The organism is Sandarakinorhabdus glacialis (assembly GCF_014643455.1).
GTDB lineage: Bacteria > Pseudomonadota > Alphaproteobacteria > Sphingomonadales > Sphingomonadaceae > Sandarakinorhabdus > Sandarakinorhabdus glacialis.
In genome coordinates this window covers 479,634-500,304 of sequence record NZ_BMJM01000001.1, presented here as the reverse complement: position 1 = coordinate 500,304, position 20,671 = coordinate 479,634, and the positions used below count along the sequence as shown (strand labels likewise).

The 20,671-nt window shown below is 67.1% G+C and carries 19 protein-coding genes and 1 pseudogene; 15 read left to right on the top strand and 5 right to left on the bottom strand.

Annotated elements, in window-relative coordinates; genetic code table 11:
* Nucleotides 1–215 precede the first annotated feature (215 nt).
* The 6 genes from IEW98_RS02460 (at nucleotide 216) to IEW98_RS02435 (ending at nucleotide 5,868) form a co-directional block, all read left to right on the top strand.
* On the top strand, nucleotides 216–1,181 hold the full coding sequence (locus IEW98_RS02460) for a COX15/CtaA family protein (protein ID WP_243450509.1): 966 nt from the start codon (nucleotides 216–218) through the stop codon (nucleotides 1,179–1,181).
* Entirely contained in the window at nucleotides 1,178–1,543 is a 366-nt protein-coding gene (locus tag IEW98_RS02455) for a DUF2237 family protein (protein ID WP_188761312.1), read from the top strand. Before IEW98_RS02460 ends, IEW98_RS02455 begins: the two co-directional genes overlap by 4 nt.
* Before the next feature lie 170 nt (nucleotides 1,544–1,713).
* Nucleotides 1,714–2,220: a 50S ribosomal protein L13 gene (gene rplM, locus IEW98_RS02450; protein WP_188761311.1), complete on the top strand. Its 507-nt coding sequence runs from the start codon at nucleotides 1,714–1,716 to the stop codon at nucleotides 2,218–2,220.
* Entirely contained in the window at nucleotides 2,220–2,759 is a 540-nt protein-coding gene (gene rpsI / locus IEW98_RS02445; RefSeq protein WP_188761310.1) for a 30S ribosomal protein S9, read from the top strand. The genes rplM and rpsI overlap by 1 nt, the downstream gene beginning before the upstream one ends.
* A 420-nt stretch (nucleotides 2,760–3,179) precedes the next feature.
* On the top strand, nucleotides 3,180–5,249 hold the full coding sequence (locus IEW98_RS02440; RefSeq protein WP_188761309.1) for a protein-disulfide reductase DsbD family protein: 2,070 nt from the start codon (nucleotides 3,180–3,182) through the stop codon (nucleotides 5,247–5,249).
* Nucleotides 5,250–5,268: 19 nt separating this feature from the next.
* The gene (locus IEW98_RS02435) at nucleotides 5,269–5,868 is read left to right on the top strand and encodes a thioredoxin family protein (protein ID WP_188761452.1); all 600 of its coding nucleotides are present in this window, start codon (nucleotides 5,269–5,271) and stop codon (nucleotides 5,866–5,868) included.
* Between the two features lie 130 nt (nucleotides 5,869–5,998).
* Here IEW98_RS02435 and IEW98_RS02430 read toward each other — a convergent pair whose 3' ends face one another.
* Genes IEW98_RS02430 through IEW98_RS02420 form a run of 3 tightly spaced genes read right to left on the bottom strand, consistent with a single transcriptional unit; the run spans nucleotide 5,999 to nucleotide 9,295 of the window.
* Entirely contained in the window at nucleotides 5,999–7,630 is a 1,632-nt protein-coding gene (locus tag IEW98_RS02430; RefSeq protein WP_188761308.1) for an amidohydrolase, read from the bottom strand.
* A 45-nt stretch (nucleotides 7,631–7,675) separates the two neighbouring features.
* Nucleotides 7,676–8,557, bottom strand: a complete 882-nt coding sequence (locus tag IEW98_RS02425; RefSeq protein WP_279380330.1) for an NAD(P)-dependent oxidoreductase — start codon at nucleotides 8,555–8,557, stop codon at nucleotides 7,676–7,678.
* Between the two features lie 36 nt (nucleotides 8,558–8,593).
* Complete coding sequence (locus IEW98_RS02420) at nucleotides 8,594–9,295, bottom strand: VIT1/CCC1 transporter family protein (RefSeq protein ID WP_188761306.1); 702 nt, start codon at nucleotides 9,293–9,295, stop codon at nucleotides 8,594–8,596.
* A 65-nt stretch (nucleotides 9,296–9,360) separates the two neighbouring features.
* Here IEW98_RS02420 and IEW98_RS02415 point away from each other — a divergent pair, with 65 nt between their 5' ends.
* Together IEW98_RS02415 and IEW98_RS02410 are read left to right on the top strand one after the other, a co-directional pair.
* Nucleotides 9,361–10,611 (top strand): threonine ammonia-lyase, encoded by a 1,251-nt coding sequence (locus tag IEW98_RS02415; protein ID WP_188761305.1) that lies wholly within the window; start codon nucleotides 9,361–9,363, stop codon nucleotides 10,609–10,611.
* A 105-nt stretch (nucleotides 10,612–10,716) separates the two neighbouring features.
* Nucleotides 10,717–11,454 carry an arginyltransferase gene (locus IEW98_RS02410; protein ID WP_188761304.1) on the top strand — a complete coding sequence of 246 codons (738 nt, stop codon included), beginning with the start codon at nucleotides 10,717–10,719 and terminating at the stop codon, nucleotides 11,452–11,454.
* Between the two features lie 140 nt (nucleotides 11,455–11,594).
* On the opposite strand, the gene pgi is transcribed toward IEW98_RS02410, so the two are convergent.
* On the bottom strand, nucleotides 11,595–13,106 hold the full coding sequence (pgi, locus tag IEW98_RS02405; protein WP_188761303.1) for a glucose-6-phosphate isomerase: 1,512 nt from the start codon (nucleotides 13,104–13,106) through the stop codon (nucleotides 11,595–11,597).
* Between the two features lie 107 nt (nucleotides 13,107–13,213).
* Between pgi and lepB the strand changes: the two genes are divergently transcribed.
* Genes lepB through era form a run of 3 tightly spaced genes read left to right on the top strand, consistent with a single transcriptional unit; the run spans nucleotide 13,214 to nucleotide 15,644 of the window.
* Nucleotides 13,214–14,038, top strand: coding sequence for a signal peptidase I (gene lepB / locus IEW98_RS02400; RefSeq protein WP_188761302.1), 825 nt, complete (start codon nucleotides 13,214–13,216; stop codon nucleotides 14,036–14,038).
* The gene (gene rnc, locus IEW98_RS02395) at nucleotides 14,035–14,715 is read left to right on the top strand and encodes a ribonuclease III (RefSeq protein WP_188761301.1); all 681 of its coding nucleotides are present in this window, start codon (nucleotides 14,035–14,037) and stop codon (nucleotides 14,713–14,715) included. Before lepB ends, rnc begins: the two co-directional genes overlap by 4 nt.
* Entirely contained in the window at nucleotides 14,712–15,644 is a 933-nt protein-coding gene (gene era, locus IEW98_RS02390; RefSeq protein ID WP_188761300.1) for a GTPase Era, read from the top strand. The genes rnc and era overlap by 4 nt, the downstream gene beginning before the upstream one ends.
* Before the next feature lie 119 nt (nucleotides 15,645–15,763).
* On the opposite strand, the gene IEW98_RS02385 is transcribed toward era, so the two are convergent.
* Nucleotides 15,764–15,958: a hypothetical protein gene (locus IEW98_RS02385; protein WP_188761299.1), complete on the bottom strand. Its 195-nt coding sequence runs from the start codon at nucleotides 15,956–15,958 to the stop codon at nucleotides 15,764–15,766.
* A gap of 179 nt (nucleotides 15,959–16,137) precedes the next feature.
* Between IEW98_RS02385 and recO the strand changes: the two genes are divergently transcribed.
* The 4 genes and pseudogenes from recO to IEW98_RS02365 all read left to right on the top strand — a co-directional run bounded on the left by recO (nucleotide 16,138) and on the right by IEW98_RS02365 (nucleotide 20,646).
* Nucleotides 16,138–16,863, top strand: coding sequence for a DNA repair protein RecO (recO, locus tag IEW98_RS02380; RefSeq protein WP_188761298.1), 726 nt, complete (start codon nucleotides 16,138–16,140; stop codon nucleotides 16,861–16,863).
* Between the two features lie 8 nt (nucleotides 16,864–16,871).
* Nucleotides 16,872–19,166 (top strand): DNA topoisomerase IV subunit A, encoded by a 2,295-nt coding sequence (gene parC, locus IEW98_RS02375; RefSeq protein ID WP_188761297.1) that lies wholly within the window; start codon nucleotides 16,872–16,874, stop codon nucleotides 19,164–19,166.
* A 390-nt stretch (nucleotides 19,167–19,556) separates the two neighbouring features.
* Nucleotides 19,557–20,442 (top strand): annotated as a pseudogene (locus tag IEW98_RS02370) (SPFH domain-containing protein).
* A gap of 12 nt (nucleotides 20,443–20,454) precedes the next feature.
* The gene (locus IEW98_RS02365) at nucleotides 20,455–20,646 is read left to right on the top strand and encodes a type II toxin-antitoxin system antitoxin (RefSeq protein WP_188761296.1); all 192 of its coding nucleotides are present in this window, start codon (nucleotides 20,455–20,457) and stop codon (nucleotides 20,644–20,646) included.
* Nucleotides 20,647–20,671 lie beyond the last annotated feature (25 nt).

Genomic DNA, 20,671 nt, shown 5'->3' with positions numbered 1-20,671 from the left:
TGTTACATTATCTCATTAAGCCCTGCAAGATGCTTTTGCGGGCAGTGAGATCCGCCGCCCGCGACCACGACGCGCTTGGCGGCGGCGGCGTCCGGGCCTAGGGAACGGCGATGGCCAGCATCGCTTCCGCCCCTTCCCTGCCCCGCGCTCCTTCCCTGCCCCGCGCTCCTTCCCTGCCCGGAGCCAGCGCCCGGCCACGCGCGATCGCCGGCTGGTTGTGCGCCGTCGCCGCGCTGGTCTTCGTCATGGTTGTCGTCGGCGGCATTACCCGGCTGACCGAATCGGGCCTGTCGATCACCCGCTGGGATGTCGTTTCCGGCACTCTGCCACCGATCGGCGACGCGGCCTGGGCAGTGCAGTTCGAAGCCTATAAGGCGTCGTCGCAGTACCAGATGATGAACCGCGGCATGACGCTCGCCGAGTTCCAGGGCATCTTTTTCTGGGAATATGTGCACCGGCTGCTTGGCCGCCTGATCGGTGTTGCGTTCGCGCTGCCGCTGCTGTGGTTCTGGGTGAAGAAGGCGATTCCCCAAAGTTATAAGCCGCGGCTGCTGGCGCTGCTGATGCTCGGCGCGCTGCAGGGCACGATCGGCTGGTGGATGGTCTCGAGCGGGCTCGTCGGCCGCACCGAAGTGGCGCATGAGCGGCTGGCGGTGCATCTTACGGTGGCATTGGCGATCATGGCGGGGTGCATCTGGACGGCACTCGACCTGCTCCGGAGCGGGCCTGTCGCCGCGCCGCGCCCGCGCCGCTGGGTGACGCCGTTCGCAGTGCTGCTTCTGGTCCAGATCATCTGGGGCGCATTCGTCGCCGGCATGCGCGCCGGACATGCGTCGGACACCTGGCCGTTGATGTTCGGAACATTGATTCCGACCGGGTTGGTGCGGACCGCGTCCGACATCATCGACGCGCCGATTACCGTGCATTTCATCCATCGCAGCATGGCCTGGCTGGTCGCCGCCGCGGCCCTGTTGATCGCGTTCCGGCTGTGGCGCGCCGGTGCCGGCGTCCGCGCGCTGGCGCTCGGTGGCGCTGTCGTTCTGCAATTCTGCCTTGGCGTGGCGACGGTGCTCAGCGGCGTCGCCATCTCGCTCGGCGTGGCGCACCAGGCCGGCGGCGCGCTGCTGGTGGCGGCGACTGTCTGGGCAGCGCACTGGTCGGTGCAGGGGAGATCGGCATGACGGCGAAGAACGTCATCGGCGGCGCGCTGGCGCTGTGCTCGACATCGCCGCTGACCGGCTGGAAGCGCGATGGCTGCTGCAGCACCGACGATAGCGACAATGGCCGCCACGTCGTCTGCGCGGTGATGACCGCCGAATTCCTCGACTTCAGCGCCGGGCAGGGCAACGACCTGTCGACGCCGCGACCCGAGTATGATTTCGCCGGGCTGAGGCCGGGCGACCGCTGGTGCCTGTGCGCGGCGCGGTGGGAAGAAGCCCGCATTGCCGGCTTTGCGCCCGACGTTGTCCTCGATGCAACCCATGCCAAGGCGCTGGAAACGACGGCGCTCGGGCATTTGCAGGCACACGCCATCACGGACTAGGGGCTGCCGTCGTGCCGGGCTAGCGTGCGGTATCCCGGCACCACATCGGAAAACCCCGGAAACGCTTGACCAAATCCCGGCTTTGCGCGATATCGCCGCCATCCGGCCCGACCTGTGCGACGACAAATACGTCACGCCCTGGCCGTCTCGCTCACTACTGGACACAGATCATGCTCACCCGTTCAACCGCCTCGATCAAGCCCGCCGAGGTCGAGAAGAAATGGCTGATTATCGACGCCGAAGGACTGGTCGTCGGCCGCCTCGCCTCGCTGATCGCCAACCGCCTGCGCGGCAAGCACAAGGCTACTTATACCCCGCACGTCGATTGCGGTGACAACATCATCGTCATCAACGCCGAAAAGGTCCGGTTCACCGGCAAGAAGGCGACCGACAAGCGCTATTACCGCCACACCGGCCACCCTGGCGGTATCAAGGAAACTTCGCCCGCCAAGATCCTCGAAGGCCGCTTCCCCGAGCGCGTCCTGATCAAGGCCGTCGAGCGCATGGTTCCTCGTGGCCCGCTCGGCCGCGACCAGATGCGCAACCTGCGCGTCTTCAAGGGCACCGAGCATCCGCACACCGCCCAGAACCCAGAATTCGTCGATGTCGCTGCGATGAACCGCAAGAACTCGACCCTTACCGTCCAGGAAGCTGGCGACAAGAAGGCTGCTGCATAATGTCCGACAATCGCCAGTCGCTCTCCGATCTCGGTGGCATGCAGGAGGGAACGTACAACCCGAACGCACCGCATAGCGAAACCAACCAGAACCCAGCCCACACCGGCGGCGGCGGACCCCCTGCGCCATTGCGGCCGCAGGAGCTCGATGCCTATGGCCGGGCCTATGCAACCGGCAAGCGCAAGAACGCCATTGCCCGCGTCTGGCTCAAGCCCGGCAGCGGCAAGATCGTCGTCAACGGCCGCGACCAGACCGTTTACTTCGCTCGCCCAACCTTGCGCCTGGTCATCAACCAGCCGTTCGACATCGCCGATCGCCGCGACCAGTATGACGTCATGTGCACCGTTGTCGGCGGTGGGCTTTCGGGCCAGGCCGGCGCGGTCAAGCACGGTATCTCGGTGGCTTTGACCCGCTTTGAACCAGCCCTGCGCACGACTGTGAAGCAGGCCGGGTTCTTGACGCGCGATCCTCGCGTTGTTGAGCGTAAGAAGTACGGTAAGGCCAAGGCTCGGAAGAGCTTTCAGTTTTCGAAGCGTTAAGCGGCTGCAGCCAAGACGGAAATTGCGGCTTCGCGATTTCCGGCTTGGCTGCAGACTCGCGTACGCAACGGCCGGCGGGGCGGCCGAGTTACTCCGCCGAACCCGTCCGACGCGGGGGCTTCGCCCCCGCCTTTTTTTTGCCTTTTCTCCATCGCGGCAACGCCCAGAAAAAGCGCCTGACAGCACTCCCGCCCACCGACGCGCGAGCTTCGCTCGCGCCAGCACCATCACCCGGCAACCCCTGTCCTACACCCCGCATTTCCGCTACCCACACCCGTCACCCCCACCCCTCCACTTCCGCCCTCCAAAAACCGCCGAAAGCGGAAAATGCGGAAAATGTTAACCATCGTGACGCGCCCGCCCTCGGGCAAGATCACCCCCTCGCTTCCCCCCACCCCGCAACACAGGCATAACAATCCAATGATTCGTGCCCTGCTGTTATTTCTCGCCGCCACGCTGGCCATCCCTGCCGCCGCGCAAAGCGTTTCGCAGCAGCCCAACACCCGCATCGAGCTGATCGCCGAGACCGCCACCCCGGCGCCCGGCCAGCCGTTCAGCATCGGCCTGCAACTGACGCCGAAGGCCGGCTGGCACACCTATTGGTCGAACCCCGGCGACGCCGGCGCGCCCACCCGCGTCGCCTGGACGCTGCCCCCCGGCACCGCGGCGCCGCAGCCGCTGGCCTATCCCATCCCCGAGACGCTGATCGTTTCCGGGCTGATGAATTACGTCTATTCGCATCCCAACGTCCTGGTCACCAGCATTACGCCGCCGGCCGACCTGCGCAAGCGCACGCCCTTTAACGTGACGGTCAAGGCCGACTGGCTGGTCTGCAGCCTCGAGCAATGCGTCCCCGAAAGCGCGACGCTGACGCTGCCTTTGGTCATCGGCGACGGCGCCGCCGATCCCCAGAACGGCATCGCGCTGGCGATGGCTCGTGCCGCCCTGCCCAAGCCGATGAGCGCCGTTGCCGACTGGAGCGCCGCGGACGGCCGCTTCGTGCTGGCGGTGCCGTTCGGCAATCCCGGCGACGTCCGCAGCGCCTATTTCTACCCCGATGCCGACGGCGTCATCGACTACGCCGCACCGCAGGTGGTGACGGTGGCCGGCGACCGGCTGCGCATCGAGACCAAGGCCAGCGACGCCCCCGCGGGCGCCATCACCGGCGTACTCCGCGTCGTCATCGACGGCGAGGAAAAGCCGCTCGGCCTGATGCTGACCGCCGAGCCGGGCAACGTCCCCGCCGCCGGGCTGCCGCTTGCGGCCGACAAGCCGCGCGCGGCGGGAGGCCCTGGCCTGCCGCTGATCCTGCTGGGCGCCATCCTCGGCGGCATCATCCTCAACGTCATGCCGTGCGTCTTTCCGATCCTCAGCCTCAAGGCGCTCAGCCTGGCCGGCGGCAACGTCGAACCCGCCGCCGCGCGCCGCGACGCGCTGGCCTATACCGCCGGCGTCATCCTCGTCTGCACGGCACTCGGCGGCCTCGTGCTGCTGCTGCGCGCGGCCGGATCACAGGTCGGCTGGGCGTTCCAGCTGCAGGATCCGCGCGTCATCACGGCGCTGCTGCTGCTGGTCACCGCGATCGCGCTCAACCTGGCAGGCCTGTTCGAGATCAACCTGTCGACGGGCGCTCTTGGCGACCAGACCATCCGCAAGGGCGGCGCGCTGGGCAGTTTCGCCACCGGCGCATTGGCTGCATTCGTCGCGACGCCGTGCACGGGGCCGTTCATGGCCGGCGCGCTGGGCGCGGCGCTGATCTTGCCGCCGGTCGCCGCGCTGGCGGTTTTCGCCGGGCTCGGACTCGGCCTGGCGCTGCCGTTCCTCGCGGTCGGCTTCATCCCCGCGCTGCGCCGCCGAATGCCCCGGCCGGGTGCCTGGATGACGCGTTTGCGCGCCATCCTGTCGGTGCCGATGTTCATCACCGCGCTGGCGCTGGCCTGGGTGCTGGGCCAACAGGTCGGCGTGCCGGGCATGACGGCGGGGCTCGCCGGCGCGCTCCTGCTCGGGCTGTTGCTATGGTGGCTGGGCAGTCGCCAGCACAGCGGCGCCAGCAGCTGGCTGCCCATCGGCGGCGCGATCGCGGCCGGCGTCGCCGCGATCCTGCTGCTCCCGGTCGCCGATCCGGCGGTTGCCAATTCGGGCACTTCGGCGCCGGCGGCGTTGATGGCGCAGCGGTTTTCACCCGAAAAACTCGCGGCCTTGCGCGCGGCCCGTACCCCGGTTTTTCTCTACATGACCGCCGATTGGTGCCTGACCTGCAAGGTCAACGAAAAGGGCGCGATGGCCGATGCCAGCGTCGCCGAGGCTTTCCGGCGCAAGGGCATCGCCGTTCTCGAAGGCGACTGGACCCGCGGCGATCCGGTCATCTCGAAATGGCTCGCCGACCAGCAGCGCGCCGGGGTGCCGGTCTATGTTTTCTACGGCGCCGATGGCCAGCAAAGGGAACTGCCGCAGATCCTGACGGTTTCTGCCCTGACAGCACTTGGCTAGGAGACATGCCGTGAAATCGATGTTGTTCGCCGCCGCGCTTCTGGCGGCCGGCCCGGCATTTGGCCCTGCGTTTGCAAACGCCAGTGTCGGTGCCGCCGCACCGCAGTTCACCGCCGTCGATGCCAATGGCAAGACCGTCAAGCTGAGCGATTACAAGGGCAAGACCGTCGTCCTCGAATGGACCAACGCCGGCTGCCCGTTCGTCCGCGCCCACTACGACAGCGGCAACATGCAGGCGACACAGGCCGCGGCCCGCCAGTCGGGCGCCGTCTGGCTGACCGTCAACAGCAGCGCCCCAGGCAAGCAGGGCCAGGTCGACGGCCTTGGCGCCAAGGCTCAAATCGCCAAGGACAAGGCCGCCCCGACCGCCTATCTGCTCGACCCCGCCGGAACCATCGGTACCGCGTACGGCGCCCGCACCACCCCGCACATCTACGTCATCGATCCGGCGGGGAAACTCGCCTATGCCGGCGCCATCAATGATCGCGCGACCGCCGATGAAGCCGATGCGAAAGCCGGCACCAATTATGCCCGCGCTGCCGTCCTCGCCGTGAAGGCGGGCAAGGCGCCCGACCCCGCCACGACCAAGCCCTATGGCTGCTCGGTCAAGTATAAATAGCGCATAGACGGAATCGTCATGCTGAACTTGTTTCAGCATCCATCGCGCCGCCGGGACGCTTTCGCCTGAGGCACGGTGGATGCTGAAACAAGTTCAGCATGACGAGGTGTGCGGTTCGGCGACAGTCCGCCTACCGCCTGAAAACCCGCTTCCCCGCCACCCATGTCTCATCGACCCGCGTCTGCCAAAGCCCACTTGCCGGCGCGGCAAATGGGTCGCGGTCGATCAGCACGAAGTCGGCCCATTTGCCGGGCTCGAGCGTGCCGACCTTGTCCTCGGCGTGGTTGGCCCAGGCCGCGCCGGTGGTGAACGCGGCAAAGGCCTGCTCGATCGTCATCGCCTCCTCCGGGTGCCAGCCACCCGGCGGCAAGCCGTCGCGCGACTGCCGGGTCACCGCCGCGTGCAGCCCGTAGAACGGGTTCGGCGGCTCGACCGGGAAGTCGGAGCCCCCGGCAATATGGGCGCCGCTCTTGATCAGGGTCTGCCAGGCATAGGCCCCCGCCAACCGTTTTTCGCCGACCCGCGCCTCGGCCATGCCCTTGTCGCTGGTCGCATGCGTCGGCTGGATCGAGGCGATGATGCCGAGCCGGGCAAAGCGCGGCAGATCCTCCACGGCGACCACCTGCGTATGTTCGTCGCGGTGGCGCAGGGTCATCCGCTGGGCCTCGGGGGTTGCCGAAAATGCGCCCAGCGCCGCGCCGTTGGCGGCATCGCCGATCGCGTGGACGTTGACCTGGAAACCCTTTGCCGACGCATCGAGGATCATCCGGCGCAAATTGCCTTCCTCGAAAAATGGCAGGCCGCGCTGCCCGGCGGCGTCGCTATAATCCGATTTCATCCAGGCGCCGCGGCTGCCGAGTGCGCCATCGGCCTGCAGCTTCATCGCCATCATTGCCAGCCGGTCGCCATATTCCCAGCCGATCGGGCCATTCGGCGCGATCGCCGCGCGATTCTCGGGCCCATAGGCCATCGCATAGATGCGCGTCGTCAGCTTGCCGGTCCGCGCAAAGCGGCGATACCGGTCCCAGGTCGGCCGATCCATTCCCGCGTCGCCGACGCTGGTCAGCCCGACCGAGCCCATGATTTGCAACGCCTTGCTCAGCGCCAGGTCGGCTTCCTTCGTCGTCGGCGCCGGGATCTTCGACGTCACCAGTTTCATCGCCGCATCGACGAGCACGCCCGTCGCTGCACCGCTGGCATCGCGCTCGATCCGCCCGCCGGCAGGGTCCGGAGTCGCGTTGGTGATGCCCGATAGCGCCAGCGCCGCGGAGTTGACCCAGCCGGCATGGCCATCGACCCGTTCGAGGAAAGCCGGCCGGTTGCCGGTCACCGCGTCGAGTTCCTTCGCGGTCGGGAAACGCCCCAGGTTCCAGCGTTCCTGGTTCCAGCCACTGCCCTTGATCCACGCCCCCGTCCCCGGATTGGCGCGGATCGCCGCCAGGGCATCGGCCAAGGACTTGGTGCCGTTCAAATCGACCGCCAGCGCGCCCTCGCCAAGGCCCATGACATGGCCGTGCGCGTCGATCAGCCCCGGCAGCAGCGTGAGCCCGCCGACATCGATCTTCTTGCCGCGCGGCGGGATGGCGCCGGCGGGCAATGTCGCCTTGACGCGGCCATCGTTGCCGACGACCAGCACCGCGAACCGCTGCAGGCTACCGCCGCCGTCGAGCGTATAGCCATTGGCGTTGACGTACGACGTGTCGGCAAGGACCGGCGCCGCGGTCAGCAGGAACGCGGCGACGAGGGTGTTGGCTGTTTTCATGGGCGGGAATCTAGCAGGCACCGAGGCCAGCGGCCAGAGCAGGAACTAAGGTACCAGCCGCCGGATCAGCGACGACGTATCCTGCCGGCCGCCGCCCATGCCTTGGACATCGCCGTAGAATTGATCGACCAGCGCCGCCAGCGGCAGCACCGCGCCGAGCCGCCGCGCCTCGTCCAGCGCCAGCCCGAGGTCCTTGCGCATCCAGTCGACCGCGAAGCCGAAATCGAATTCGCCCTTCGCCATCGTCGGCGCACGATTATCCATCTGCCAGCTTTGCGCCGCCCCTTTCGAGATCACGTCGACGACCTGCCCCAGGTCGAGCCCCGCCGCCTTGCCGAACGCCAGCCCCTCGGCCAGCCCCTGCAGCACCCCGGCGATGCACAGCTGGTTGACCATCTTGGTCAATTGCCCGCTGCCCGCCGGCCCCATGTGGCCGATGCGCTTGGCGTACGCCTGCATCACCGGCTCGGCAGCCGCAAAGGCTTCGGCGCTGCCGCCGCACATGATCGTCAGCGCACCGTTCTCGGCCCCCGCCTGCCCGCCCGAAACCGGCGCGTCGAGCACCAGCAAGCCGCGCGCCGCTCCCGCTTCTGCCAGTTCGCGGGCGATCTCGGCGGAGACGGTGGTATGATCGACGAACACCGCGCCGGGCGCCATCGCCGCGAAAGCGCCGTCAGGGCCGAGCGTCACCGCGCGCAGGTCCTTGTCGGCACCGACACACGCCAACACCATCTCCGCCCCCGCCGCCGCCAGCGCCGGAGTCGCCGCACTGCGGCCACCATGCGCCGCCACCCAGGCCGCCGCTTTCTCCGCCGTCCGATTATACACCATCACGTCGTGGCCGGCGGCCGCGAGGTGCCGCGCCATCGGGCCGCCCATGATGCCGAGGCCGAGAAAACCGATGCGCGCCATTCTTGCTCCGTCCAATATCTGCCGGCCCGTTACGCCGCCGGGTGACCGCCCCTACACCAAGGCGCCGAACATTCGGCCTATCAGGGCTGTGCCGGCCATGGCAACCGCGCCCCAGAATACCACGCGGATCGTCGGCAGCAGCACCGGTGCCTTGCCGAGCCGGGCGCCCGTCATGCCAAGCAGCGCCAGCGCCGCGATCGATGTCATCATCACGGCTAGCGAGAGCCTGTTGGCCGGTGCCAGCACGACCGCCAGCAAGGGCAACGCCGCACCCGTGGCGAACGCCATCGCCGAAGTGATCGCCGCCTGGATCGGCCGCGCCGCCAGCGCCGTAGTCAGCCCAAGCTCATCGCGCGCATGGGCACCCAGCGCGTCCTTTGCCATCAACTGCGCTGCGACTTCCCGCGCCAGCGCCGCGTCGAGCCCACGGCCTTCATATATGGCCGCCAGTTCGGCGCGCTCGCCAGCGTCGTCGGTGCTCAGCTCCAGCTTTTCGCATTCCAGGTTCTGGCGCTCGGCATCGGCCTGCGACGACACCGAGACATATTCGCCCGCGGCCATCGACAGTGCGCCGGCGACAAGGCCCGCCACCCCGGTGACTAGGACTTGTTGCGACGCCATGCTGGCCGACGCGACGCCGACGATCAGGCTTGCGGTCGAAACAATGCCGTCGTTGGCGCCCAGGACGCCGGCGCGCAGCCAGCCGATGCGATCCAGCGCATGACTTTCCCGGTGGACGGGGGAGCGCGCCATCGAATCCTGCCTTTCCCGTGCCGCCGGCATTTGCGCCTGCTGGCCTTGACCGCTAACAGACCGCAATGACTTCCACCATCACCCTTGCGCCCGATGCTTCCGTCCTGCCGATCTCGCTCGCCGACATCGAGATGGCAGCGCGTGCGATCGAAGGTGCCGTTATCAGGACACCCTGCTTGCGCAGCCAGACGCTGTCGGACCTGACCGGCGCCGATGTCTGGCTCAAGTTCGAAAATCTGCAGTTCACCGCCGCCTACAAGGAGCGCGGCGCGCTGAACAAGCTGCTCAGCCTGACGCCCGAGGAGCGCGCACGCGGCGTCATCGCGGCGTCGGCCGGCAACCACGCCCAGGGCCTGGCCTATGGCGCCAAGCGGCTCGGCATTCCAGCCACTATCGTCATGCCGCGCTTCACGCCGGTCGTAAAAGTCCAGCAAACCGAAAGCCACGGCGCCAACGTCGTGATGTTCGGCGAGAAATTCGAGGATGCGGCCGGCCACGCCCATGAACTCGCCGCCAAGCGCGGCTTCGTGTTCGTCCACCCCTTCGACGATCCGCTGGTGATGGCCGGCCAAGGCACCGTCGGCCTTGAAATGCTCGATGCCGTGCCCGATCTCGATACTTTGGTCGTGCCGATCGGCGGCGGCGGGCTGATCTCGGGCATCGCCACGGTCGCCAAGGCGCGCAACCCCAAGATCGACGTCATCGGTGTCCAGGCCGAGCTTTACCCCTCGATGTATGCGTTCCTGAAGGGCGAGACGAGCGTCTGCGACGGCGATACGCTGGCCGAAGGCATCGCGGTCAAGACTCCGGGCAAGCTGACCAGCCAGGTCGTCCGCGCGCTGGTCGACGACATCGTCCTCGTCGGCGAGCGCGACCTCGAAACCGCCGTCGCCATGCTGCTCAACATCGAGAAAACCGTCGTCGAGGGCGCTGGCGCGGCTGGCCTCGCGGCGCTGCTAGCGCATCCGCGGCGCTTTCGCGGCACCAAGGTCGGGCTGGTCCTGTGCGGCGGCAACATCGACACGCGGCTGCTCGCCAATGTCCTGCTCCGCGAACTGGCGCGCTCGGGCCGGCTGGCGCGGCTGCGCATCCGTTTGAAGGATCGCCCCGGCCAGCTGTTCGAGGTCGCGCGCATCTTCGACCAGCAGCAGGTCAACATCCTCGAAGTCTATCACCAGCGGGTGTTTACCAACCTGCCGGCCAAGGGGCTGATCACCGACATCGAATGCGAAACCCGCGACCGCGACCACCTCAACCGGCTCGTCGAGGCATTGCGAGCGGCAAGCTATGAAGTCCGCATGGTGGAGCTCGACTGATACGGGCTCTACTGACGCGCGCGTTAACTGTCATTTATACTATGGCTATTGGCCGGCGGGCCGCATTACACTGGAACGTAACACAGCCACCGGAGGGGGAGCTGAGTGACCGACCAGAGCTTTCGCTTCCCACGCTTCTTTGTCACCGCGCCGGCGCCGTGCCCCTATGTGCCGGGCCTTACCGAGCGCAAGGTTTTCGCCGAGTTGAAGGGCACCGATGCCCCCGACATGAACGAAGCGCTCGGCCGCATCGGCTTTCGGCGCAGCCAGAACGTCGTCTATCGCCCAAGCTGTGATTTCTGCCACGCCTGCATCTCGGTGCGTGTCGTCACCGGCGAATTCCGCCCCTCGACCAGCCAGAAACGACTGCTGCGCCGTCACGCCGACCTCGAGGTCACCGCTTGTGAGCCCTGGTCGACCGAGGAACAATGGGCGCTGCTCCGCCGCTATCTGACGGCGCGCCACCCGGTCGGCGGCATGGCCGGCATGGACGGGCATGATTTCGCCGACATGGTCGAGCAATCGCCGGTCGATACCGTCGTCGTCGAATATCGCGAGCCCAGCACCGATGGCCGCCCGGGCAAGCTGGTGGGCTGCTGCCTGACCGACAAGCAGTCCGATGGCCTGTCGATGATCTACAGCTTCTACGACCCTGATCCCGGCGCGCGCCGCGGCATGGGCAATTTCATCATCCTCGATCACATTACCCGCGCGGCGAAGGCGGGGTTGCCGTTCGTTTATCTCGGTTATTGGATCGAGGGCTGTGACCGCATGGCGTACAAGAAGAGCTTTCAGCCAGCTGAGGCGCTGATTGCAGGGATTTGGAAGCCGATGGTAATTTAACCTTGTCCTCCCCCCTTGAGGGAGGAGGCGACTCGCGTTTGCGAGCGGGTGGGGGTGGTCCCCTGCGCCGAAAGGGGACCACCCCCACCCGGGCCGCGAAGCCGCGTCTCTCGCCTCCCCCCTCAAGGGGGAGGACACGGCTAGATCTTCGCCCTAGCCATTAAATCCGCCGTCGACGGATCGAACCCTTCCGCGCCGCCCGCCATCACCGCCGTCGCCATCTCCTTTCCCAGCTCGACCCCCCATTGATCGAACGGGTTGATCCCCATCAGCACCGCCGCTGCAAACACCCGGTGCTCGTAGAACGCCAGCAACGCGCCCAGCGAAAACGGATCGAGCCGATCGAGCAGGATCGTCGCCGATGGCCGGTTGCCGGCAAAAGTCTTCGCCGCCGCCAGCGCCGCATCGCCGCCCGACAGCGCCAGCGCTTGCTCCAGCGTCCGCCCGCGCATCAAGGCCGCGCCCTGGGCAAAACAATTCGCCAGCAATTGCCGGTGATGCGTCGCCGCGAGGCCATGCCCCGGTTCGCGCACCGCGACGAACTCTGCTGGCCCCACGACCGTGCCCTGGTGGAGCAGCTGGAACACCGCGTGCTGGGCATCGGTGCCGGTCCCGCCCCAGGTCACCGCCGCAGTCGGGCCATCGACCGGCGCTCCCGCCCGCGTCACACTCTTGCCGTTGCTCTCCATCTCGAGCTGCTGGAGAAACGCCGGCAACAGCCGCAGCCGCTCGTCATAGGCGAAGACCGCGCGCACCGGTTGGCGCTGGTACCGCGCCGCCCAGACGTCGCACATCGCCGCCAGCAACGGCGCGTTCTGCCCGGCATCGCTGTCGCGGAAATGCGCGTCCATCGCCCGCGCGCCGGCGTGGAGCGCTGCAAACGCGTCCGGCCCGCAGCGCAGCGCGAACGGCAGGCCGACCGCCGACCATAGCGAATACCGCCCGCCGACGGTGTCCGCGAACGGCAGCACGTCGCCTGCGCCCCACGCCCGCGCCCGCTCCGGCGCCGCCGTCACCGAGATCGTCCGGCTGCGCGGGTCCGCCACCCCCGCCGCCGCCAGCCACGCCAGCGCGCTATCGGCATTGGTCAGCGTTTCCGTCGTCGAGAAGGTCTTCGACACGATGACGATCCGTGTTCGCGCCGGGTCGCACTGCGCCGCCGCCCGCGCCAGCGCCTCGCCATCGATATTGGCGACGATATGCACCACCGGGCCGTCGCCATCGCGCCCCAGTGCATCGAGCAGCAGCGCCGGCCCCAGCGCCGATCCGCCAATGCCGATATGCAGCACGTGCGAGACGTCCTCGCCGCGCACCCGGGTCGCCACGTCGCGCACCATCGCCTGGCCGATCGCTGCCGCGGCATTGTCGGCAGCACTTCCGGTGCCGCGCTCGGCGATATGCGTCGCGGCGCGGTTCTCGCTCGCATTGACGACCTCGCCGGCAAACAGGCGCTGCCGCCAGCCGCTGAAATCGGCCTCGACCGCCAGCGCCTGCAACGCCGCCAGTATATTGCCGTCGACCGCCAGCTTGGAAAAGTCGAAATGCAGCCCCGCCACATCGCGCGACAGGCGCGCCAGTCGGCCATCATCGGCGTCGAACAGTTCGGCGATCGAGGGCGGCGGCAGCATTGCGTCAAGGGCTTCATGGGTCATGCCCGTCACAATGGCGGAGGAAGACAAGGGTTCCAACACCTGCTTTGCGAACATTACGTGACCATCGCACTTGACCCGGAGGCATCCGCGCGCCACGCCCCACGGCAATGTCGACAAGTATTTCCGAAAGCCGCGATGCGCACCTCGCGCGCACCCAGCGCCAAAAGGCTTCGCTGGGCGCGATCATGCGGATGCTCCTTATCGCGGTGCTGATCGCGCTGGGTTTACGGACCTTCGTCTACGAGCCTTTCAACATCCCGTCGGAATCGATGCTGCCGCAGCTGCTGGTCGGCGATTATCTGTTCGTCGCCAAATGGCCCTATGGCTATGGCCGATATTCGCTGCCGCTCGGACTGCCGCTGTTCGACGGCCGCATCGGCGGATCGCTGCCGGCGCGCGGCGACGTCATCGTCTTCAAGACGCCGCGCGATAACCGCGCCGACTATATCAAGCGCGTCATCGCCCTGCCTGGCGACACCGTGGCGATGCAGGACGGCCAGGTCATCCTCAACGGCACCGCCCTGCCCCAGCTCACCCGCGCCGACTTCGTCCTCGCCGACAGCACCACCGACTGCGATTCAGGCCCCGGCCGTCCGGACTTCCGCACCCGCACGAGCGGCCCGGCGGGCACCCGGGTCATCTGCCGCTATCCGGCGCGCACCGAATCCATCCCCGGCGGCCGCGATCATGTCGTCCTCGACCAGGTCCGGGGCGACGTCCGCGACACCACCCCGGTGCTGACGGTGCCGCCCGGCCATGTGTTCGTCCTTGGCGACAATCGCGACGATTCGGCCGACAGCCGCTTCACCATCGCCGAAGGCGGGGTCGGGCTGGTCCCCACCGCCAACATCATCGGCCGCGCCGACCGCATCTTCTTCTCGATCCGCCAGGAAGGCCCGCTGCGCACCGAACGCATCGGCAAGCGCCTGTGAGCCACACCGACGCCGAACTTGCCGCCTGGGCCCGCGAGCGCCTCGGGCATGATTTCACCGACATCCGCCTCGTGCGCCGCGCGCTCACCCACAGCAGCGCGGCGTCGGGACCCGACAGCTACCAGCGTCTCGAGTTTCTCGGTGACCGTATTTTGGGCCATTCCGTCGCCGCCTGGCTTTATGGCGCGCACGACGAAGCCGAGGGCCGGCTGACGGCGCGGCTGCACGCGCTCGTGGAAGGGGCCGCGAACGCCGAAGTGGCGCGCGGGCTCGGCGTGTCCGAACGCCTGATCATGGAAACCAACGCCCGCGCCAAGGGCCTCCACCAGTCTGACAACGTCCTTGGCGATGTCGCCGAAGCGCTGGTCGCAGCGCTCTATCTCGACGGCGGCTGGGACGTCGCCAACGCTTTCGTGCGCCGCGAATGGCAGCAATTGCTCGACGACGGCCCGCGCCTGCTTGCCGATCCGAAATCGCGGTTGCAGGAATGGGCGCTCAAGCGACGGCGCGGCATGCCGGTCTATGCCGTCATCGATCGCCAGGGACCCGACCACGCGCCGCGCTTCACCATCGAGGTGCACGTGCGCGGGCAGGAGCCGGCACAAGGCGTCGGCGCCAGCAAGCAGGAAGCCGAAAAAGCCGCGGCAGTGGCATTGCTCTCAAAGGTTCAGACATGACGGACGACATCATCGACACCCCGGCGGTCCCGGCCCCCCCGCAGCGCTGCGGCTCGGTCGCCATCGTCGGCGCCCCCAACGCCGGCAAATCGACGCTGACCAACGCGCTTGTCGGCCAGAAGGTCGCCATCGTCTCGGCCAAGGTTCAGACCACCCGCACCCGCCTGATGGGCATCGCCACCGACGGCGCCACCCAGTTGCTGCTGATCGACACGCCGGGCATCTTCGCGCCGCGCCGCCGCCTCGACCGCGCCATGGTCCGCGCCGCCTGGGAAGGTGCCGAGGGTGCCGACCTGATCGCCTTCGTCGTGGACGCCAAGTCGGGGTTTCGCGACGACGCCACGGCCATCCTGCAAAGCCTGGCCAACCGTCCCGAGCCCAAGCTGCTGGTGCTCAACAAGGTCGACATCACCGCGAAAACCCGCCTGCTCGAACTTGCGGCGCACGCCAACGCCTTTGCCAGCTTTGCCGACACGTATTTCGTCTCGGCCGGCACCGGCGACGGCGTTGCCGAACTCAAGTCCGCCTTTGCCGCCGCCATGCCCGAAGGCCCGTGGCACTTTCCCGAAGACCAGCTTACCGACGCGACGACGCGGCTGATGGCGGCGGAGATCACCCGCGAACAGCTGTACAACCAGCTCCACGCCGAGCTGCCCTATGCCAGCGCCGTCGAGACCGAGAAGTGGGAAGAACGCCGCGACGGCAGCATCGCCATCCACCAGCAGATCCTGGTAGAACGCGACAGCCAGCGCGCCATCGTGCTCGGCAAGGGCGGTTCGCGGTTGAAGGAAATCGGCACAACCGCGCGCGCCGGCATTGCCGAACTGACCGGCAAGAAGGTCCACCTGTTCCTGCACGTCAAGGTCAAGGAAGACTGGGCCGAAGACCGCGAAGTCTATCGCGACTCGGGCCTCAATTGGGTCGACTGAGGTCGATTGCAAAAAGGAACCGTCATGCTGAACCTGTTTCAGCATCCATTGTGCGACTGGCGAATTCACACCGCGGCGCGATGGATGCTGAAACAAGTTCAGCATGACGAGATCAGATTTCAGCTCGCAGTCCCGGCACTCTTCGACTGCGCCGCCAGGTCGGCGCACGCCCGATCGAGGACGATAAACAGCACATCCGAAGCGCGCGCGTCGGTGGCGAGGTCTGCGGCGCTCGGCGCCATCAGCGGTGCCGGCTCTTCCCAGACCATCGTGATACGCTTGTCGGCGCCGTCACCGAATTTGACCTGAAACACGCGAAAACCTTTCTCGAGCGGGCCTGTCTGTTTGCCCGACCGTTTTACAACGTTAAATTAACGCCGAGGTTTCTCAACTGTTAAATCAATGTATGTTGTATTTCGCTTCGCTGCCTGAGCCATAGCAGAAAAGTCGTTCGGGCGCTGTATTCCAGATCGCCTTGCGCTAGAAAACCGCCATGCATCTCGATACCCCCGCTATCGTTTGCGCCATGCTGCCGCACGGCGAGCATGGTGCCGTGGTGCGCTTCCTCACCCCTGCCAACGGCATCGTCGCCGGCTATGTCCGCGGCGGCCGTTCGCGCCGGCTGCGACCCATCCTCCAGGCCGGCAACGGCGTCGCGCTGTCGATGCGCGCCCGCGTCGATACCCAGCTCGCCGCCGCCACCGTCGAGCTGACCGACGCCCGCGCCGCGCTCGCCGTCGGCGGCGCCGCCATCGCCGCGCTCGACTGGCTGACCGCCCTCACCGCCGCCGCTCTCGCCGAGGACGACCCGCATCCGGCGCTTTACCGCGCCCTCGATGCCCTTGCCGCCGCGATCGCCGCAGGCGCTGGACCATTGGCGCTCGGCGAAGGGGTCGTGCGCTACGAATATCTGCTCCTCTCCGAACTCGGCTTCGGCCTCGACCTGTCGGCGTGCGCCGCGACCGGCACCACCGCCGATCTCGCCTATGTCTCGCCCAGGTCGAGCCAGGCCGTCTCGCGCGACGCCGGGTTGCCCTATGCCGCCAAGCTGCTGCCCTTGCCCGCCTTCCTGATCGGCGCGGCAGCCGCCGACAGCGCTTCCATCCACGACGGCCTCAAGCTGACCGGGCACTTCCTCGAGCGTGATGTGCTGACGGCGCGCGGCCGCGATACGCTCGGCGCGCGGGAAAGGCTGGCGAACCGCCTGCCCCCGCGCTAATCCCGGTCATGGCCAAGAACACAACGAAAACACCTCCCGAGTCGCCCGCCGATCGCATCCTCGACACGCCCTTCGATACCGCGCTCGGCGACCGTTACCTGGTTTATGCGCTGTCGACGATCACCGCGCGCTCGCTGCCCGACCTGCGCGACGGCCTCAAGCCCGTTCATCGCCGCATCCTGTGGGGCATGCGGCTGCTCAAGCTCGATCCCGGCCCCAGCACCGGCGCCGCACTCGGTGCGTCCAGCATCGGCTACAAGAAGTCCGCCCGCGTCGTCGGCGACGTGATGGGCAAATATCACCCGCACGGCGATCAATCGATCTACGACGCCCTTGTCCGGCTCAGCCAGGATTTCTCGCTGCGCTACCCGCTGATCGACGGACAGGGCAATTTCGGCAACATCGACGGCGATAACGCTGCCGCCATGCGCTACACCGAGGCGCGCCTGACGACTGCCGCCGGCACGCTCATGGACGGCCTCGACGAAGCCGGCGCGCTGTTCCGCGCGACATACAACGGCGAGGAGGAAGAGCCCGAGGTCTTCCCCGGCATGTTCCCCAATCTGCTCGCCAACGGGTCGTCGGGCATTGCCGTCGGCATGGCGACCAACATCCCGCCGCACAATGCCGCCGAAATCCTAGATGCGGCGATGGCGCTGCTCGCCGACCCCGGTTTGCCCGGTTCGGCGCTGCTCGAATGGGTCAAGGGCCCCGATTTCCCGACCGGCGGCATCTGTGTCGAATCACCCGCCAGCATCGCCGAATCCTACGCGACCGGCCGCGGCAGCTTCCGGCTGCGGGCCCGCTGGCGCAAGGAAGACCTTGGCCAGGGCATGTGGCGCATCGTCGTCGAGGAAATCCCCTTCCAGGTCGTCAAGGGGAAGCTCATCGAAGCGCTCGCCGAGCTGGTCAACGAGAAGAAGCTGCCGATATTGGGCGATATCGACGACGAATCGGACGACAAGATCCGCATCGTCATCGAGCCGCGCTCGCGCAACGTCGACGCCGAAGTGCTGATGGAGAGCCTGTTCAAGCTGACCGACCTCGAGACCCGGTTCTCGCTCAACATGAACGTCCTCGATCACGGACGCCCCGGCGTGCTGTCGCTGCGCCAGGTCATCGCCAAATGGCTGGTCCACCAGCGTCAGGTCCTCGTCGCCCGCTCGCAGCACCGGCTCGACAAGATCGATGCCCGCCTCGAAATCCTCGGCGGCTTTCTCATCGCCTATCTCAACCTCGACGAAGTCATCCGCATCATCCGCGAGGAGGACGAGCCCAAGGCGACCCTGATGTCGACTTTCGAGCTGACCTCGAACCAGGCCGAGGCCATCCTCAACATGCGGCTGCGCTCGCTGCGGCGACTGGAGGAAATGGAGATCGGCAAGGAAAACAAGGCGCTGACTCTCGAGGCGGCCGGCCTTCGCGGGCTCATCGATTCGGAAAGCGAACAGACCGCGCGCCTCAGCACCGACCTTGCCCGCCTGCGCGCCCTTTATGGCCCGACCACCCCGCTCGGCAGGCGCCGCACCTCGATCGAGACCGCGCCCAACGTCAAAATGATCAGCCTCGAAGAAATGATCGACAAGGAGCCGTTGACCATCATCGCCAGCCAGAAGGGCTGGGTGCGTGCCATGAAGGGCCATATCGACCTGACCGCCGGTGACGCGGTCAAGTTCAAGGAGGGCGACGGTGCTGCCTTCGCCTTCCACGCCTATACCACCGACAAGGTCATGGTCGCCGCCTCGGACGGCCGCTTCTACACGCTCGGCGCCGACAAGCTGCCCGGCGGGCGCGGCTTCGGCGACCCGCTGCGGCTGATGATCGATCTCGCCGAGGGCACGGAAATCGTCGCCCTGTCGGTGTGGAAAACCGATCTGCGCCTGCTGGTTGCCGCCAGCGACGGCCGCGGCTTCATCGTCGAAGCCGCCGATGTGCTGGCCGAAACCCGCAAGGGCCGCCAGGTCCTCAATCTCAAGGACAACGCAAAGTTCACCATCCTCAAGGCCATCCCGCCTGGCGACGACATGGTCGCGGTCATCGGCGACAACCGCAAGCTGCTGGTCTGCGACCTCTCTGACCTGCCGGTGATGGGCCGCGGCCAGGGCGTCGCCCTCCAGAAATACAAGGACGGCGGCATGTCCGACGCGCGCAGCTTCGTGATGGCCGAGGGCCTCAACTGGGCCATGGGCGGTGCCGGCAATCGGACCCGCACCGAAAGCGACCTGACCTTCTGGAAGGGCACTCGCGGCAGCGCTGGCCGCCTGCCGCCAACGGGCTTCCCACGCGACAACAAATTCGGCTAAGCGCCCTCCTCCGCCGTCACCCCAACCGTTCCCGTCACCCCACCCGTTCCCGTCACCCCAATTTTGCCCGTCACTCCATTTTTCCCGTCACTCCATTTTTTCCGTCACCCCACTCTCTACCGTCACCCCGGCGAAAGCCGGGGCCCATCTCCAACCCGTCCCGAAATAAGCGCCCCGCCCCGTTAAACCCGATATCACGACGATATCATTCAATCGCCCGCCGACCCCTGTCCTACACGCACGAATTCCGCTACCACCAAACCACGACGCGTTCTTCGAACCAGCCGGCACGCCTGCAAACTCCGCGAAAATCCGGACCCAAGAAAAACGCCGAAAGCGGAAAATGCGGAAAATGTTAGTAACTCGTTAACCATCGGGTAACCGCGCGCCATGCCCACAGACACTAACGTCCCCAGTCGCGAGATCCCCGGCGCCGGCGCCAACGGGTTCCTCATGCTGGCGGCCATGTTGCTCCTCGTCGCCATCGGCATCTTCGTCCTTTCCCGCACCATCGCCGGCGCTCCGTTCAGCATCCTGTTCACGGTCCTGGCCATCATGGCGTTTTTCTTCGTCACCACCGGCTTCTACAAGATCGCCCCCAACGAGGCCGCCGCCATCACCCTGTTCGGCGCCTATCGCGGCAGCGATCGCACCCCCGGGCTGCGCTGGACCTGGCCCTGGATGCACAAGGCCAAGATCTCGCTGCGTGCCCACAACCTCATCTCGCAGACCATCAAGGTCAACGACCAACGCGGCAACCCGATCGAGATCGCCGCGCAGGTCGTCTGGCGGGTCACCGATTCGGCGCAGGCGCTGTTCGATGTCGATGATTACCGCGGCTTCGTCGCCGCCCAGATCGAGGTCGCCGTCCGCACCATCGGCGCGCGCTACCCCTATGACGACTTTACCCACCAGGAAGTCACGCTGCGCGGCGATCACGAACGCATCGGCGGCGAACTTCGCGCCGAGCTGATGGCGCGGCTCGCGGTCGCCGGCATCACCGTCGACGAATGCGGCTTTACCCACCTCGCCTATGCCCCTGAAATCGCCGGCGCCATGTTGCGGCGGCAACAAGCCGCAGCCGTTGTCGCAGCGCGCGAGACGCTCGTCGCCGGCGCCGTCGGCATGGTCGAGATGGCGCTTGCCCTGCTCAGCGAAAAAAACGTCGTCCACCTCGACGACGAGCCGCGCCGCCATGGTCAGCAACCTGATGGTCGTCCTCTGCAGTGAGCGCGACACCCAGCCGGTGCTCAACGCCGGCTCGCTGTATCAATAGGCCCTGCGGCAGGTGACCGAACGCAAGGCCTTTGCCCTGCGCCTCGATCCGGCGCTTCACGACGCCCTCGAGCGCGCCGCCGCCGCCGATCTGCGCAGCGTCAACGCCCAGATCGAGATCCTCCTGCGCGAAGCACTCGCCCGCCGCGGCATCAAGGCAGCAACCGTCTCGCCGCCGCGGCGCGGTCGACCGCCGCTGTCCTGAAACACGGAACACCCGGCTCTCGGGA